Here is a 14,362-nt window from a genome sequence, read left to right on the forward strand (position 1 = left end):
GGCGTTAAAATTATGGGAATGGAGAAATTTTACTCAACGGTCAGGCAGCAGTTCGGACTTGACAAAGAACAGATGAAACAAGAAGTCAAGGACGAAGTCACAGCAGAGCTGCGAGAAGAACTAGGAGAAGAAATCAGCTACATCGAAGCACAACTCAAAGAATACGAACAACTAGTAGCAGAAGTCAACCACCTACTCGCCACAATGAGAAAAGACCGAATCCAGAAAAGAAGCGAAGGCAAGCAGATCAAAATGGACGAAATGGACGAAGACCTCCAACCACTGAAATCCAAACTGAAGAAACTGGAGAAATCCATGCAAAAACGCCTAGACGAAGGCACAGCATTTAGCTAGATTTTTCTATGAATTGGTCTGAAAAAGTACTTTCAGGTGCTTTAGTCTCAGCAGGCACAGCTATAGGTTATTCAATTTTTCAACAGAAACTAAATGAAGCAAAAGATGAATATTTGGAAGCTACTCCTGCAGAAAGACAGGAACTAGACGCTGAAGCCAAGGAGTTTATGATGAGTCATGAAGTGGACCAAATAGACTCTGTGTACGATTTAGCCACCTCTATTTATAGTGTTGGTTTAGAGGACTTAGATGATCTATTAAAGTATGAGGGAGTCATAAAAGACCAAAAAATTACAAGCAACAGCAGAGAAAGATCAATGAGAGATTTAGAAGAAAAAATAGATAACTTATTCTAATATTTCCTCTACAAATTCTTCCTTGTCAAACTCCTCTAAGTCTCCATACTTCTGCCCTGTGCCGATATAGGCAACCGGTTTACCGCTTCTCTGACTTATGGAAATTATAGCACCGCCGTTCTCATCGACATCCATTTTGGTGACTATTATAGCGTCGAACATCCCTTCATATGCATCTGCCTGCTCCAAAACATCGTTACCAGATAAGGCATCGACTACAAGGAACGAGATATCCGGATCATTGACTCTGACCATCTTCTCCAGCTCATTCATCAAGTTTTGATCAGCATGACTTCTACCAGCCGTATCAATCAATGCAATCTTATCTTCATTCTCTGCATGTTCAACAGCGTCATAAGCTACTGCTGCCGGGTCTGACTCGTATTCATGGCTGATGACTTTGGTATCAAGTTTTTCTCCATGCTCCTGTAACTGTTCTATCGATGCTGCCCGGAAAGTATCACCGGCACCAAGAACCACTCCCTCACTTTGGTTCTGAAGCATCTCTGTAAGCTTGGCTGATGTCGTTGTCTTTCCTGAGCCGTTGAATCCCATCATGAAGACGACTGGTGGTTTTTCAGCATCTTGTAGCTCACCCAGGAAACTGTATGAATCGTCTAGCAGGTCTAGTAGTACTTGTTTGACTGCTTCGTTTACTTTTTCTTCTGCTTTACCTCTACGAACATTTTCCCCTAGTAGGGTTTCTCTTAGTTCTTCTTCGATGGCTTCTGCTGCTTCGAGCGAGACATTATTTTGAAGCAGTTTGAGTCTTAGTTCTTCTAGAAGCGGGTTGAGTGTGTCTTCGTCCAGTTCTTTTTCCGCTACAGTTGACTTTACATTTTCGGAAAAGTCTTTGACTGATTCTTTGAATTTGTCTAGCATAAGAAGAGTTTGTGGAGATGAAAGTTTAAAGAAAAAGGAGTTATTGTTGTGCTTCTTGCTGTTGTTGCTGGAGCTGCATCTGGATTTGCTGCATCTGCTGCTGCATTTCCTGCAGGTTCTCTTCAAGTTCTTCTCTGGTCTCCTGAAGTTTCTCTTTCTCCTGCTCTAGGGCGTCTGCTGCTTCGTCATTTTCTCGTTTCTGGTATGTGTCGCCGCCGATGTTGGTTACGACATTTTCTGTGTCCTGGATCTTGGCTGTGACGAATGCTCCTTTTCCGATCGGTGCTAGGATTTCGCTTCCTTCTTCTACATCTTCAAGTCCTTCGATCGCTGTAATCGCGTCTTGAACATTTTCCCTGCTTTGCTGGACCTGTTGAAGATATTCCTGCATTTCTTCCATCTGCTGCTGTAGTTGCTGGTATTCCTGCATCATTTCTTGCTGTTCCATGGTATTATGCCTCCTGAGACTCTTCGATTGTGATGCTGCTTCTTGGCTTGCTGTGTTCGCTGCCGAGTTCTGAGTATAGTTTGTCTTTAGCATGTTTTTCTGACTCAGCTTCGATTTCACGGTCGAATGGCTGAGCGTGGTTACCTAGCTGGATTTCTCCTGAGAATTCAAAAGTTGTCATAATGTTTTACAGACGCGGAATGAAACCTTTTAAACTCTGCCAGCTCCCACCTACATCTTGTTTTTTGTCTGTCTGTGGAAGTTGTTCAAGTTTCTGCAGTGCCTCTATCTTAGCAAGTGACTTCCTTTTGTGCAAGTCTTCTACCATTGGTTTGTCATGGATTTTTTGCCTTGCTTCCTGGAAGTTGCCTAGTTTCACTTCGTCTTCAATATGATTTGTCGTGAATTCTTCTATCTCTATCCTTAGTTGTTTGACATGATCGTGGTTGATGTTGTGTTCGAGTTTTCGGACGCCATTCTCTACATTCTGAGTTATTAACTCGTTTTCCAACAGTTTTTTGACAAGCTTGTCCATTCTTCCCGGTTTTATCCCTGTTTCTTCGGATAGTTCTTGTTTTGTCTTGGGTTCTTGGACTAGTTGTCTTAGGACTGTGTATGCTGCCGGGTCCAGAAGTAGTTTTTGCCAGTCCTTCATGGTACTGTTTTTTAGTCTTGATTGGATTTAAACTAATGTGATGACAGTTTTAGTGCATTTTTCCCACATATTGACTTTTGCAACTTTGTTCATAGCATCGATATTTGATGTCAGAAGCGAGCTCGGAGATGTACCAGACGAATTCGCAGTAACCGCGATAATAGGCGGATTAGGACTTCACGCAGCGGAAAGCTTCATTTTAGGAAGTTGGAACCCTCTCATTTATTCTGTAGTTGCAGGAACGATTTTCTCATTTTATGGCTGGTTTGCTTATTGGAAAGGTATGTGGGGCGGTGCAGACGCACTTGGATTATCAGCATTAGGTTTTGGGGCACCTTACCTCGTCCTTTCGGCATCAGGATTTATCAGCCACAGCTTCAACATGTTCTTTAACCTGGTAGCAGTAGCTTTCGTCTATACTTTGGTCTTTGCTTCAATCAGAGCTTTGAAGAAAAAAGGATTTGGAGAACAGCTAAGAGACAAATTGTACGACGATAGGTTGAGAATAGGTTTAGAATTAGGCCTAGCTTTGGTAATATTTGGTTTTCTAAGTCTTCAAAACGCAGCTGTGATTTATGCTGCGACAGCGTTCATGATTTTCCTTTACCGGTTTTTGCAGGTAGTTGAAGAATATGCACTAGTTGAAGAAGTTGATGTGGATGAGTTAGACGGCGGTGAGGTTTTGAAGGAAGATGATAAGATTCGTGGAGTAAGTGAGGAGGAGATCAGTGAGTTGGATGGGACTGTGGAGGTTATGCATGGTTTGCGTTTCATGCCTGTGTTCCCTGCTGCCTTGGTTTTGACTGATGCAGGTTTTACGGTTCTTCAGTATATTATTCTCGGTTGAATTCTCTGACTCTTTCCTGTATTCTTTGCTGGAAGATTGGTTTTCTGTCTTTCAGTTCTAGCATCCAGTAAGCCCACATAGCCAGTACTAGGAATGTCAGGCTCCAACTCCAGAGCACATCATGTATTAGGTCAAATGAGACTATGCCTTTTTCAGCTAGTACTACCGTGGTGTAGACTCTGATTATGTTAGCGATTATTATTACTGCTGTTCCTTGCAGCAGGTAGTTTAGGTGTTCTAGCGTTCTTTTTGTGGATGCAAATGTCAGTGCGTAGAATGCTGCTATGCTTTTCCATCCTAGGCAGTCCTGTGTTATGATGTATTCTGCTTTACTGGTTAGAAGGCTTATACCATTGACAGTTGTCTGGGTTCCTGTAGAGTTCAGCATCGCACCTATTATTTCAGCTAGAAAGCTTTGAAGGAACTCTGTGTTTGGATGTATGTACAGGATTCCCTGAAATATGGCTCCGACGACCAGTAGTTTTGCCATGAACAGGAGTGTTTGAAAAAGCTTCTGCTGAGTCTCAGTAAATTGTTCAGAGTCAAATCTCATCTGGAATCCTTGTAATCTTCAATTATGGATTCAAAGTTTTTAGGTTCTGGGAAGGATTCTACCAGGTAGAAATCGCTTAGTTCAACGCCCTCTACCCTGTCTACATGGTATATGTTGCAGCCGCGGTTCTCCAAGACCTCTATCAGATCTTTATTTCTGGTTACTGCTTTTTCAGGTACTTCTTCAACCGACTTATCGACTACACGGACGAGGTCACGGTCCTCGTGGAAGATTTTCCGGACTGCTTTCCTGTACTGTTTTTCTCTTATCCTGTAATCGCTTATTTCCTCTTCAAGCTCTTCAATTTCCTGATTCTTTCTTTTGATCTCTGCCTCCCGCTTCTGAACCTCTTCCTCTTTCCTAACCTCTTTCCGCTCCTCATCTCTCAGCCGGCTTAACTTAGCCCTAAGGCTTTCCTTCTCACTTCTCTCTTCACCAAGTTCAGATTTCAGCCGTTGAACCTGTTCCTCAAGGTTTTCAACCTTTTTCTCCAAACGCTTTTTCTCAGGATCCACGTCATCACCAGATCCAGAAGCTTCTCCAGCTTCACCATACTCATCAGGTTCCTCTGGCGTCGCATCCTCAGATTTTCTTACAGGCTCGCCTTCGAAGACCTTCTCAGCTACCTCTATCTTATCCCGGTTTAACTGGCTTTTCAACTTGTTAATCTTCCGTATCTCTTTATGAAGCTGTTTTTGGGCATGTACCGCAGAGGCCAGTGCATCTAGCTCGTGACTGTTGGCTCCTTTCCCAAGTCTTTTCTTCCGATCCTGGGAAAGGTCTTCTTCCGGCTCAAAAGTTTTTGCACCAAGTGATGAAGAAATCTTGTCCACTTTACTCGGTGTCTTGCCTTTGTCGGATGCTACTACGACCGGTTTGCCAACTTTGATGAGTCTCTGGATTATTTCGCGCGGCGGAAAGTTTTTACCTGATTCCAGAAGTTCTACCTCTCCGTCTAGTGTTACTGCTGCGACTGCGGATGTGCTTCCAGGGTCTACTCCGACTATAAGCGGTTTTTTAGCCATTATTCGTAGTTTCGTGTTGCATAGTCCGTGATTTTGTCGGCTGTTTTCTGACCGATTCCATCAACTTCCTGTAACTCTCCACTACTTGCTGTGAATACTTTCCGAACAGTGCCAAATTCTTCTAGAAGCCTCTCCGCAATCTTTGTATTCACATCAGGGATTCCTGAGACAATAAACTCCATAGTTTCCTCAGGAGTCATACCGCTCTTGGTTCCTCTGACCTGTACATCCCGATCTTTATCCTTCTGTTCTCGCTTCGCCAGCGACTTCAATGTCTCAGCTGTGTCATCCTCATCCTGCGTCCAGATAATAGGCACACCATAGTCTAGAGCCATACTGGAAATAGCGCCTCTGATGGCTTCAGGAGCGATATCACGATGATGATACAGATTCTTTCCCTCGATAATCACGATAGGATTCTCAAACTGAGTAATCTCCTGCAACTGGTCAAACAAACGATTATCAATTATAGAATCAACAAAGTCAGCTGCCTCCTTCCTCTCCACACCGGTACGATCAGAAACAATAAAGTCAGCTACATCAAGGCGTTTCTTCTCAACTTCTATATCGCTGCGAGAAAGCTCCTTCGCGATGCTGTTCTCACGGTCATCTGCTACGACCTTGATTCCATCATCTTTCTCTTCAGCTTGATCTTCTTTCTTTTCCTCATTATAACTATCCAGTTTCCTCTGATCGAGGTCGTCCTCACGCTCCTCTATCTCATCAGAGTTCTTCAACTCCTTCAAGGTCTTCTTCATGTTCTTCTTCTTGTGATGAGCACTCCAGTAGTATCCCTCATCCCTTGTATCCTCCGCTATAAGTACTGTGACCTCTCCTTCCTCCTGTCTACCTGTTCTACCCGCTCTCTGAATATCACGGACAGCAGAAGGCACAGGCTCATAGAACAAGACTTTATCTACCGCAGGGATGTCCAATCCTTCTTCTCCTATCGATGTAGATACCAGGACATTGTGTTCGCCATCATCGAATTCTGAGAGTGTTTCTATCTGTTCTGTCTGGCTCATTCCATCGTCTCCTTGCTGCCCGATAAACTTGACAGGCTTAAGTCCTTCCTCTTCAAGTTCTTCTAGTATTTTGTCGGCAGTGGCACGATACTCGGTGAATACGATCGCTTTTTCATCTCCGGAAAGGTCAGATAGGAGTTCTCGCGTCTTATCAATTTTCGGATGTTCTTCTCCTTTCTTTCTCAGGTATTCGATTAAAGATTTGGCTTTGAGGAAGTCCTCGTCTTCTAGTGCTCTGGCAGCGGCCTTAGAATCGTCGTTGTCCAGTCCTCTGATGTAGTCGTAGGCCTGGCTGACTCCTTGAGTCTGAAGTAGTTCGATAGCTTGAGACATCTTCAAGGCTGTTGCAACATGTGAAATTGCAGAATAGAGTTTAGGGTCATCAGTCGAGGAAAGTTTTGAGGACAACTTACCTCTTAGATTCAGTAAATCAGTTTTCTGAACATTATTTATGGAGTCTAGCTGATCCAGTTTCTGAAGCTTCTTCAACTGGGTTCTCTTGGCATCTTCCATCTTTTTGTTGGCAGTCTGGAAGCGGTTGTCAAGCGATACTCTCTTCCAGTTGACCTCTTTGTCTTCTATGTATGGTTCTACATCTGGGTCGTCTTCAGTCCTGATTTCAAAGTTGTTTATTTCCAGGTTGTCAGCGACCTCCATGATTTTTTCCTTGTCGCCCCCTGGAGAGGCCGTTAGTGCCAGTTTTTGACATGATGTTTTCTCTGATATAAAGTTGTAGGCGTAGTCTCCTGTTGCTCGATGTGCTTCGTCGAATATAACCAGTGAGAAGTCTTCGAACGGTATTTTTCCTGAGATTATGTCGTTTTCTACTATCTGTGGTGTTGCGAAGAATGCCTGTTTTTCCTGCCAGAGTTTTTCTCTCTTGGCTGGCCTTGTGTCGCCTGTCATTACCTTTAACTGGTCTTCAGGTATGTCTAGGAACTTGTTGAATTCTCTTTTGTGTTGTTGAACTAGTGGTTTGGTTGGTGCGAGAAACAGTGTTTTTCCTTTGTCTAGTTTTTGGGATGCTACCATGAGTGCGATCATGGTTTTTCCTAGTCCTGTGGGTAGGACGACTAAGGTGTTTTGGTCGCGGCTTGATGCTGCGATTACTTCCTGATATGTCCGGCTTTCTATTTCTTCTGTCTTTAGCACGGATAAGTGTTGTGTAGGGAATTTTCTTAACGCTTCCCTAGTTTAATGCGAAGTCGTCTTGCGGTGTTTCCATTGATTGTAGGAGTTTGAATCCTACCATAGCCGCTACGAAAAATATTCCGGAAGCCTTCAGAGTAACTTCGTTGATAGGTGTACTTGTCTTGATCAGGATTACGCCGATATATGCTAATGTGTAGACTACACCTGAGGAGGATACTACGAAGGCTACTGTTTCACTCCATTTATGGTAGAAGTCCATGTACCCTATGAATATTCCGGTTCCTATGAGGCTGTAGGCTGCGTATTCTTCCATGCGGCTTAGGCTTGGTGTTGTCATTAGGAGTGTTACTCCTGTTGTTACCCAGATTATCGCGTTTCCAACCGATGTGTTCCATCCGAGGTCTTCTCGTGTGTGTTTGCCGAAGTAGAGTTCTATGACCAGTCCGCCGAGAATTAAGGGGAGTACGGTTGGGAGTATATCAGGCTGTTTAATTGGTGTAAGTATGAATGATTTTAGAACTTCTTGAACTGTTTGACTTTGGGTAGTTAGCATTTCTTAATCACTTCTAGTCTGTGAATGCGTCCGGTGTTCCTCCTGCGTGCCATGATTTTCTTGGTCGCATCTGGATAGGGAAGATTCTCTCAGAGTTGTCGTCTAGTATCAGGCCTGTACCTGTTCTGTCGGGTAGCGCGTCGATGTAGTGTTGGATGTCGTGTCGCATGTATGTCTGCATTATTTCTCCTAGTGCATCGATATCCTGTTTGGCTGTAAGTCTGTGTGAGAGAACTATGTCACATTGGGAAAGTGCGTTCGGATGAAGTTTTGCCGGTTGCTGAGTCGCCAGTACAAGCGACACTCCTGGCTCTCTACCGATCTTCACCCATCTCAGAAGCGGATGTGTTGCCGGAGTCTCGCCTTTAGCTGGCAGGAACTGGTGGGCTTCGTCAATCATCATCCATACTATAGGCATTTCGTTCTCTGAGATGCCTTCCATCTCCTCAAGTTCTTCAACCCTGCGGGCCTCCATCCTCTGTCTTAGTATTCTTTTAGCGAGTAATCCTACTACAAGGCTTCTGATAGACCAACCCGAACTCATCTCCCCGAAGACAGAGACATCGATCACGGAAAGCTCTCCTCTCTCCGTAAACTTGCCAAGAGAAGATTCTTCGCCGAATATACCCCAGTCTTTAGCATTTCTTAACCTGTTTTCCAGGTTCTTCTTGATGTGTTCATCGAATTCGAATTTGTGAGTGCCTTTGATGATATGGTCTAAGTTATAATCTACTCCCGACCTATCAGAAAGTTCCGAGATAATTCGGTCGAGTAAAATACCTGTTTCAGAGTTAATATCAATATTTAATGCCATCGCCCATTCAGAAGCAGTTAATTCACCTGGGTTAACCGTGAAAGTATCGTCATAGGGCATCTCATTCTGTTCAAAGCTTTGAACCTTTCCCTCAGGAATATACACATTTACATCGAACGCCTCAGGCTTCTCATCCCAGCCCTCCAGCATCGAAGCAGCCCTGTCATTCGGATGCTTCATAGACCAGTAAATACCCATAGAATCAATTATAACAGTAGAACAATTCTGGGCAACACTTGAAGTCTGAATCTCTTCCGCAATAGTCCCGAGCGAGTACGATTTACCAGTTCCTCTCTTCCCAAAGACCCCCATGACATGAGGTCGGGCGATATCAAAGTAAACTGTGTTGGCAGTATGGGCTTCTTCGTTTTCACCGACAAGATGTTTTCCAATTTTGCCGGTGCCCTCAAGGCCGTACTTCTGTTTATCTTCTTCATCTCTTCCGACTGTTATCTTAGGCATCAACTAGAGTTTGGGCGAGCTCGGGTTTAAAGATTTCAGAGGACTGAAAGTATCATTGCGATTATTGTCAATCCCATGAATATTAGCCATGTGAATCCTGTCCATAGCATGATGTATGCACCGTCAAGTTTTCCGCAGATTCCTTTCTCAGCGTCAAGAGGCAATAATTGGAAGAATGTAAATAATGCTATCATCTCTGCTAGAATGTTGTAATCTCCCAGAAATGCTAGTGCCCAAATGACTAGAAGCGATGTTATACCTGCTGATGCCAGCCAGTACTCTCTTTTCGCCCAGATAGCATCAATCCCTTTTCCCCAATGCTGATGACTCTCCACGGAGAAACTGGAAAAAACAGGTACTAAGAACACAAGACTAAAAGAGGAGATATATGACAGCATCGCAACCACCAATGTAGTTACAGCGCCGCTCCGAGAAACTTCTGAACTAACTTCTGCCTCCATACTCTGTGCAACCATTCTTTGACCTATCTCACGGGCTGAAACAGTAATTAAACCGAAAAAGAGTAGTGTCAGCATAGGAATAGGAGAAGTAACTGTCTTGTAGGCTGCGAATGCAGCACCGACTACTACTCCCGAGATCAGGATATTCCTTAGATCTTCGGCGGAAAATTGGAAGCCTGTCGGTGCCATCAAGTCATAATTCGAAAGACTTGGCTTAAAAACTAGGTGAACATCTCCATCATATTCTCCCTCAGGTCGTAATCCTCAGAGTCACGGAAAATCTCCGGAAACTCTCTGATCTCATCCAAGTGAAGACCTGTTTCACCATTCTCATAAGCAGCTCGTAAATCACTCCACGGCACCATATAAGCCTTCCTAGCCTTTCCACGACCACGCTTAAACTCGACCGCTAGAAAGCCCTTCCGACCGGAACGATCGATGAAATCAGATATCCTCTCAACCTGATGACCGCCATTACTGGTAGAGAAATGCTGAGTGAAATACAGTTTATTTGTAGAATCAACTTTGACAGACTTGTTCTCTATCGCCAGGTAAAATGTCTCATGAGGCGAATCAACCAAAACATCACATAACTGGCTGGAAAAACGGTGTTGCTTCTTCCTATGCGCGATGCCTTCAATCTCCTCTTCCTCAAAGAAATCATTAAACGAATTTACTAACGCTCTCTCAAAGTCTGTCATATTAACTATGTTACAAGCAGTAAAATTTAACCTTTATCAGAAGCTGTTCAATCCTTTCTGACTTGGTTGCTTCAAGACTTTCCCAGAAGTCATCGCCATCGCCACCCTACCATTAGAAACAATCTGCCCCTTCACTGACTGGACTTCTCCCTCCAGCAAGCCCTTCCTGGAAAAATCTCCTTTAAGATGTGGATAGACTGTAAGTTCCTGAACATCCATAACTGCTGTGTCAAAGCCGTTCTCTTCTAGAATTTCCTGAAGCCTGGAAGGATTTCGTGGATCGGAAGTCTTCCTCTCCTTCCTAATCCTCTGAGTAATCTTACCCGTCGTGAAATCTTCCTCCTTCTCCAGTGCCTCATTTGAAGTTAAACCCGAGAATATTTCCGCTCCATAATCCGCTCCCTGCTCAATCCACCTCCTAGGAATCTTCTCCTTCCTCGTCACACCAACTTTGACCTCTTCTCCGATCTGGGCTAGGTAGACTGAGAACTCGCCATCTAAATCGTTTTGCTCCCCACGGACATAGCCTGAGTAAATATCTTTTCCTCGGCATTCAGGGCACTGAGAGCCTTTCTGTATCTTCCGGAATTCCGGACAAGGAGCTCTCTCACCAGGTTTAGGAGCGTACCCAGTACACCTTCTCTCATTGGAAACCTCATAGGAAAGTCCTCTACCAGGTTCTAAACCTCTCTTCTCGAATCCTTCTTCCGTGGCGAGGAATAGCTGGGTCTTCCATTCTCCTTCAGAATCTTGCTTCCACTGTACTTTGATTATCGACTTCATCAAGCATCTCCTTTACCTTTTCGACATGTGCCGCACCGAGGAAGGCTACAACATCGCCTTCATTATTTTTGTCTACTTCTTGAAGGGCTTCCACTATAAAACGATTTCTTTCCTCCATCAAGACTCGGTAAAGACCTGGGAACTCTTCTTGCATCTCTTCAACTAGTTCCTGTATCATCTCATCCTCAGGAATCTTCGAGACATCCAGTTTTTTCCCAAAACCTAGAAAACCAACTAAGACAGAGAAACCTGCTTTAACCTTCTCCTTTCTTCTTACATCACCCAGTCTCTGGATAGTAACACGGATATCCTGATCGACTAATGCAACATCACGACCTTCATCCAAAGCAGTTTCGTAGGCGTAAAGCATTTCCTCGCCTGGCATCACACCGGTTTTGGACCCGACCTTGTTCTGAAAGTATCTTATAAGCTGTGCAAACATCGGTCCTCCATCCTGATTCTCATCACTTAGAAGAGAATTGAGTCTTGGATGATCAAGCTCCAGTGCTACGACGCTTGGATCATGCTTCTCCAGTGCATCGTCTATAACTTTGAAGCTTTCCTCAGAAACATGGCTGGTACCGTACACATAGATCAAAACAGGATCACGAGTATTAGTTAGCTCCCAAAAGTTGTAAATCAAACTGCCCAACTCCACATGTGATAAACGAAGCCGCACTGATGCAGCAAACAGTGATTCTGCGCAACCCACTGCTGACAGAAATAATGCTGAGCATAACAGCACTAGGAAGCATAACCATAGCCCTCCTAATAACCGGACTAATATACTCAGAAGGAGAGAAAAAATTAGGAGAAACGCTTCTAACAGGACTAATCCTTTCCAGCACCTTAACTTATTCAATCAAATACGCTGTAGCTCGATCAAGACCCGAAACAATGATGAGCAATCTGATAGCTTCAACTCCATCTTTCCCATCAGGACATACCACTGTAGCATTCACACTAGCGGCAGTCCTAGGCAGCAGATTCAACAAAAAGGCTATGTACTCGCTCGCAGCATTGATAGCAATTTCAAGAGTCTATCTGGGAGCACACTACCCCAGCGACATCTTAGTAGGCGCCTTTATTGGTATAACATCTGGCAAAATTGTATTGAAAAGAAAACAGATTTATACGAAGTTATCGGAAACTATATCCTCTACTTTTTCCTGAAGGATGCCATTTGAGGATACGACTTCGGTGCTGTCAGAGAATTTTGAATCTCGAATCCTGACTTCGCCACCAGCCTCTTCGATAATTAATTTCGCAGCTGCATAATCCCATTCATGTACTAGAGGAACAATCTGGAATTCAGCTTCTCCAGAAGCTACCCTGCACATTTCCAGGCACAGCTACCTATGTTTCTGTGAACTGCATCTCTTCTAGCAAGTCGCTCTAGGATATCTAATTCTGCGTTTAATTCGTCTTCATATATGTCAAATGAGCTAAGGAAAAACAGTGAATCCTCTACAGAGTCATGCTCAGAGACAGAAATTCTTGTCAATTCATCCAATCCTGATTCGGTAGCGAAAGCGCCTTTACCCTTAACACCGAGATAACTTTTCTCCAGCGAAGATTCTGGCGAATAAACGACACCTAAAACAGCTTCATGGTCGATTTTCAACGCGATAGAAACACAATAATGGTTAAAACCACGGTCAAAATTGAAGGTGCCATCCACAGGATCAATAACCCAGACACGATCCTCTTTTCCAGGAGCTAAATTGTCTTCCTCGCCTAGAAAACCATCGTCGGGAAATTCTTCCGATATTACTTCTACAATTCTTTCTTGAGCCCTCTTGTCCGCCTCAGTAACCTTACTCCCATCCTCCTTACTTTCAGTTTGAAAACCATTTTCAGCAAAGCTATCGATTATCTTTCCTGCTTCTTCAGCAGCTCTAAAACCTACTTTCAGTCCCCTATAAAACTCGGACTCCCTCAAATTAACACTCATTTTAATACTCACTTCATGCATATTTTCTGATCTAAGTATTTTGAACTTTTCCTAAATCAGCTTTTCTAAAATCAGGAGCACGATTACCAGTAGTATAAATCCTATTGTCAAGACAAGATCCAGATTATGCTGTTTAACCGTGCTTATCCTGCTGTATTCAGCTTTATCTTCAAACTTAATATTTTCTCCGTTTTCTTCAAAATCTTCTTCAGGATCACCTTGCGGCATCGGCCCTGAGTATTCGCATTCGCTGCATCTCCAACTGTTGACATCACCGATACCTGCTATCGTCTTAGTTATAGTGGTATCAGGTTCGACATCAGTACTTCCACAGTTAGGACAGAAACGCAGTTCTCCAGACATAGAAAACATGTTAGATGTCGAAATGTAAAAACAGAAAGGTAGAAAACCAGTGGGTTCCCAGGGGTGGACGACCTGAAAGGACTGAAGTCTCGGCGTGGTTTCGGATCCGCCACCCTTCGAACATGGCACAGACTGCTTAGAGCTGCTCCCGTCAGGGCCTGACCCGGTTCACAACCTGCGCCATCCCGAAGGACGGATCGTCAAACAACCAACGACCAGAGACCAGCGACCCCTTCAAGACCGCCGCCCCCATGGTTGACGGCTCACGGCATAACGAGGATTTCCGGAAAGAGGCGACCCCAAACCGCCCAACCTACCCATGATGAGAATTTGAAGTTGGAAAGGTTAAAAACCAGATGGACTATTTCAGGGTTAAGTGCAAGTAGTAATCTATGCCCCCATTTGAAGTAGAAAGGCTTAATCGCAGATTTGAAAAATTGGACGAAATAGCAGCTCAAAATGTTGAGAAAAATTTACCGAACCAAGAACTCCTGAAAATGGAGAATGTAGAGGGTTCTGGGTTGCCAGCTGACACAGTTTCACTCTATGAAGAAACTTATCTACTAACTTCTATGGGGTTAGCTTCTGCTTCAATGATTTTACAGGGAGTGCTTATGGAGAACCTATGTCATTCTATATACTTTCAAAATGAAGAGGAAAGATTCAAAGGAAACTTCAAGAAGTTAATTGAAGAATTAGAGGATGATTTAAAAGAGAAACATATTGACTTTCTGCAGGATTTGAGAAAATTTGAGAGAAATACGCGAGTACATTCGGATTGGGACGATATGAGAGATAAATTCACTGCACTCAAACCTATTTTTGACGGAATGACTGAAAAAGAACAGAGAGAATTTGGTGGAATAGCCTGGAGGCAACTAGATAAGGCTCAATTTGCAGATAGCTTCAGAAAATGCCATGAAATTGTAGAATTTTCCTTCGGAAAATTTTGGAATGTAGAGCCAGAGCAGTGA

Annotated in this window: 19 protein-coding genes, 1 other RNA gene and 1 pseudogene; 5 read left to right on the forward strand and 16 right to left on the reverse strand. The window is 43.7% G+C overall.

Annotation, left to right across the window (positions count from 1 at the left end):
- The first annotated feature begins 12 nt into the window (after positions 1-12).
- Together LC1Nh_RS03310 and LC1Nh_RS03315 are read left to right on the forward strand one after the other, a co-directional pair.
- Positions 13-354, forward strand: a complete 342-nt coding sequence (locus LC1Nh_RS03310; RefSeq protein WP_153550287.1) for a hypothetical protein — start codon at positions 13-15, stop codon at positions 352-354.
- Between the two features lie 8 nt (positions 355-362).
- On the forward strand, positions 363-710 hold the full coding sequence (locus LC1Nh_RS03315; RefSeq protein ID WP_153550288.1) for a hypothetical protein: 348 nt from the start codon (positions 363-365) through the stop codon (positions 708-710).
- Here LC1Nh_RS03315 and ftsY read toward each other — a convergent pair.
- Genes ftsY through LC1Nh_RS03335 form a run of 4 tightly spaced genes read right to left on the reverse strand, consistent with a single transcriptional unit; the run spans position 702 to position 2,695 of the window.
- A complete protein-coding gene (gene ftsY, locus LC1Nh_RS03320) occupies positions 702-1,592 on the reverse strand; it encodes a signal recognition particle-docking protein FtsY (protein WP_153550289.1) in 891 nt (296 codons plus the stop codon). The genes LC1Nh_RS03315 and ftsY overlap by 9 nt on opposite strands.
- A gap of 40 nt (positions 1,593-1,632) precedes the next feature.
- Positions 1,633-2,040 carry a prefoldin subunit alpha gene (gene pfdA / locus LC1Nh_RS03325; protein ID WP_217907000.1) on the reverse strand — a complete coding sequence of 136 codons (408 nt, stop codon included), beginning with the start codon at positions 2,038-2,040 and terminating at the stop codon, positions 1,633-1,635.
- 4 nt (positions 2,041-2,044) lie between these two features.
- Positions 2,045-2,221 carry a 50S ribosomal protein L18Ae gene (rpl18a, locus tag LC1Nh_RS03330; protein WP_153550291.1) on the reverse strand — a complete coding sequence of 59 codons (177 nt, stop codon included), beginning with the start codon at positions 2,219-2,221 and terminating at the stop codon, positions 2,045-2,047.
- A 6-nt stretch (positions 2,222-2,227) separates the two neighbouring features.
- A complete protein-coding gene (locus LC1Nh_RS03335; protein ID WP_153550292.1) occupies positions 2,228-2,695 on the reverse strand; it encodes a MarR family transcriptional regulator in 468 nt (155 codons plus the stop codon).
- A 40-nt stretch (positions 2,696-2,735) separates the two neighbouring features.
- Between LC1Nh_RS03335 and LC1Nh_RS03340 the strand changes: the two genes are divergently transcribed.
- Positions 2,736-3,542 (forward strand): hypothetical protein, encoded by an 807-nt coding sequence (locus LC1Nh_RS03340; protein ID WP_153550293.1) that lies wholly within the window; start codon positions 2,736-2,738, stop codon positions 3,540-3,542.
- Here the strand turns inward: LC1Nh_RS03340 and LC1Nh_RS03345 are convergent.
- Genes LC1Nh_RS03345 through LC1Nh_RS03385 form a run of 9 tightly spaced genes read right to left on the reverse strand, consistent with a single transcriptional unit; the run spans position 3,529 to position 11,714 of the window.
- A complete protein-coding gene (locus LC1Nh_RS03345; protein WP_153550294.1) occupies positions 3,529-4,095 on the reverse strand; it encodes an exosortase/archaeosortase family protein in 567 nt (188 codons plus the stop codon). The two genes, LC1Nh_RS03340 and LC1Nh_RS03345, sit on opposite strands and share 14 nt — an antisense overlap.
- Positions 4,092-5,120: a DUF460 domain-containing protein gene (locus LC1Nh_RS03350; RefSeq protein ID WP_153550295.1), complete on the reverse strand. Its 1,029-nt coding sequence runs from the start codon at positions 5,118-5,120 to the stop codon at positions 4,092-4,094. Before LC1Nh_RS03350 ends, LC1Nh_RS03345 begins: the two co-directional genes overlap by 4 nt.
- Entirely contained in the window at positions 5,120-7,297 is a 2,178-nt protein-coding gene (locus LC1Nh_RS03355; RefSeq protein ID WP_153550296.1) for a DEAD/DEAH box helicase, read from the reverse strand. Before LC1Nh_RS03355 ends, LC1Nh_RS03350 begins: the two co-directional genes overlap by 1 nt.
- 37 nt (positions 7,298-7,334) lie before the next feature.
- Positions 7,335-7,850 carry a hypothetical protein gene (locus LC1Nh_RS03360; protein WP_153550297.1) on the reverse strand — a complete coding sequence of 172 codons (516 nt, stop codon included), beginning with the start codon at positions 7,848-7,850 and terminating at the stop codon, positions 7,335-7,337.
- A 13-nt stretch (positions 7,851-7,863) separates the two neighbouring features.
- A complete protein-coding gene (locus LC1Nh_RS03365; protein ID WP_153550298.1) occupies positions 7,864-9,126 on the reverse strand; it encodes an ATP-binding protein in 1,263 nt (420 codons plus the stop codon).
- Between the two features lie 35 nt (positions 9,127-9,161).
- The gene (locus LC1Nh_RS03370) at positions 9,162-9,776 is read right to left on the reverse strand and encodes a hypothetical protein (RefSeq protein ID WP_153550299.1); all 615 of its coding nucleotides are present in this window, start codon (positions 9,774-9,776) and stop codon (positions 9,162-9,164) included.
- A gap of 32 nt (positions 9,777-9,808) precedes the next feature.
- Complete coding sequence (locus tag LC1Nh_RS03375) at positions 9,809-10,288, reverse strand: PDDEXK family nuclease (protein WP_153550300.1); 480 nt, start codon at positions 10,286-10,288, stop codon at positions 9,809-9,811.
- A 36-nt stretch (positions 10,289-10,324) separates the two neighbouring features.
- Positions 10,325-11,071, reverse strand: coding sequence for a DUF2797 domain-containing protein (locus LC1Nh_RS03380; protein WP_153550301.1), 747 nt, complete (start codon positions 11,069-11,071; stop codon positions 10,325-10,327).
- Positions 11,031-11,714, reverse strand: coding sequence for a TraB/GumN family protein (locus tag LC1Nh_RS03385; RefSeq protein ID WP_217907002.1), 684 nt, complete (start codon positions 11,712-11,714; stop codon positions 11,031-11,033). Before LC1Nh_RS03385 ends, LC1Nh_RS03380 begins: the two co-directional genes overlap by 41 nt.
- A gap of 17 nt (positions 11,715-11,731) precedes the next feature.
- Between LC1Nh_RS03385 and LC1Nh_RS03390 the strand changes: the two genes are divergently transcribed.
- Positions 11,732-12,244: a phosphatase PAP2 family protein gene (locus tag LC1Nh_RS03390; protein ID WP_217907003.1), complete on the forward strand. Its 513-nt coding sequence runs from the start codon at positions 11,732-11,734 to the stop codon at positions 12,242-12,244.
- Here LC1Nh_RS03390 and LC1Nh_RS03400 read toward each other — a convergent pair.
- From LC1Nh_RS03400 to ffs, 3 genes and pseudogenes are all read right to left on the reverse strand, one after another.
- A pseudogene (locus LC1Nh_RS03400) lies at positions 12,202-13,046 on the reverse strand (inositol monophosphatase family protein). The gene LC1Nh_RS03390 and the pseudogene LC1Nh_RS03400 overlap by 43 nt on opposite strands.
- 30 nt (positions 13,047-13,076) lie before the next feature.
- A complete protein-coding gene (locus LC1Nh_RS03405; RefSeq protein WP_153550306.1) occupies positions 13,077-13,388 on the reverse strand; it encodes a hypothetical protein in 312 nt (103 codons plus the stop codon).
- 45 nt (positions 13,389-13,433) lie between these two features.
- Positions 13,434-13,712: signal recognition particle sRNA (gene ffs, locus LC1Nh_RS03410), an RNA gene on the reverse strand.
- Positions 13,713-13,885: 173 nt separating this feature from the next.
- On the opposite strand from ffs, the gene LC1Nh_RS03415 reads away from it, so the two are divergent.
- Positions 13,886-14,362 carry a hypothetical protein gene (locus LC1Nh_RS03415; RefSeq protein WP_153550307.1) on the forward strand — a complete coding sequence of 159 codons (477 nt, stop codon included), beginning with the start codon at positions 13,886-13,888 and terminating at the stop codon, positions 14,360-14,362.

The organism is Candidatus Nanohalobium constans (assembly GCF_009617975.1).
Classification (GTDB): domain Archaea; phylum Nanohalarchaeota; class Nanosalinia; order Nanosalinales; family Nanosalinaceae; genus Nanohalobium; species Nanohalobium constans.

Coding starts and splice junctions, on each gene's coding strand:
- LC1Nh_RS03310 (WP_153550287.1), top strand. CDS start 13: ATGGGAATGGAGAAATTTTACTCAACGGTCAGGCAGCAGTTCGGACTT.
- LC1Nh_RS03315 (WP_153550288.1), top strand. CDS start 363: ATGAATTGGTCTGAAAAAGTACTTTCAGGTGCTTTAGTCTCAGCAGGC.
- ftsY (WP_153550289.1), bottom strand. CDS start 1,592: ATGCTAGACAAATTCAAAGAATCAGTCAAAGACTTTTCCGAAAATGTA.
- pfdA (WP_217907000.1), bottom strand. CDS start 2,040: ATGGAACAGCAAGAAATGATGCAGGAATACCAGCAACTACAGCAGCAG.
- rpl18a (WP_153550291.1), bottom strand. CDS start 2,221: ATGACAACTTTTGAATTCTCAGGAGAAATCCAGCTAGGTAACCACGCT.
- LC1Nh_RS03335 (WP_153550292.1), bottom strand. CDS start 2,695: ATGAAGGACTGGCAAAAACTACTTCTGGACCCGGCAGCATACACAGTC.
- LC1Nh_RS03340 (WP_153550293.1), top strand. CDS start 2,736: ATGACAGTTTTAGTGCATTTTTCCCACATATTGACTTTTGCAACTTTG.
- LC1Nh_RS03345 (WP_153550294.1), bottom strand. CDS start 4,095: ATGAGATTTGACTCTGAACAATTTACTGAGACTCAGCAGAAGCTTTTT.
- LC1Nh_RS03350 (WP_153550295.1), bottom strand. CDS start 5,120: ATGGCTAAAAAACCGCTTATAGTCGGAGTAGACCCTGGAAGCACATCC.
- LC1Nh_RS03360 (WP_153550297.1), bottom strand. CDS start 7,850: ATGCTAACTACCCAAAGTCAAACAGTTCAAGAAGTTCTAAAATCATTC.
- LC1Nh_RS03365 (WP_153550298.1), bottom strand. CDS start 9,126: ATGCCTAAGATAACAGTCGGAAGAGATGAAGAAGATAAACAGAAGTAC.
- LC1Nh_RS03370 (WP_153550299.1), bottom strand. CDS start 9,776: ATGGCACCGACAGGCTTCCAATTTTCCGCCGAAGATCTAAGGAATATC.
- LC1Nh_RS03375 (WP_153550300.1), bottom strand. CDS start 10,288: ATGACAGACTTTGAGAGAGCGTTAGTAAATTCGTTTAATGATTTCTTT.
- LC1Nh_RS03380 (WP_153550301.1), bottom strand. CDS start 11,071: ATGAAGTCGATAATCAAAGTACAGTGGAAGCAAGATTCTGAAGGAGAA.
- LC1Nh_RS03405 (WP_153550306.1), bottom strand. CDS start 13,388: ATGTCTGGAGAACTGCGTTTCTGTCCTAACTGTGGAAGTACTGATGTC.
- LC1Nh_RS03415 (WP_153550307.1), top strand. CDS start 13,886: ATGGAGAATGTAGAGGGTTCTGGGTTGCCAGCTGACACAGTTTCACTC.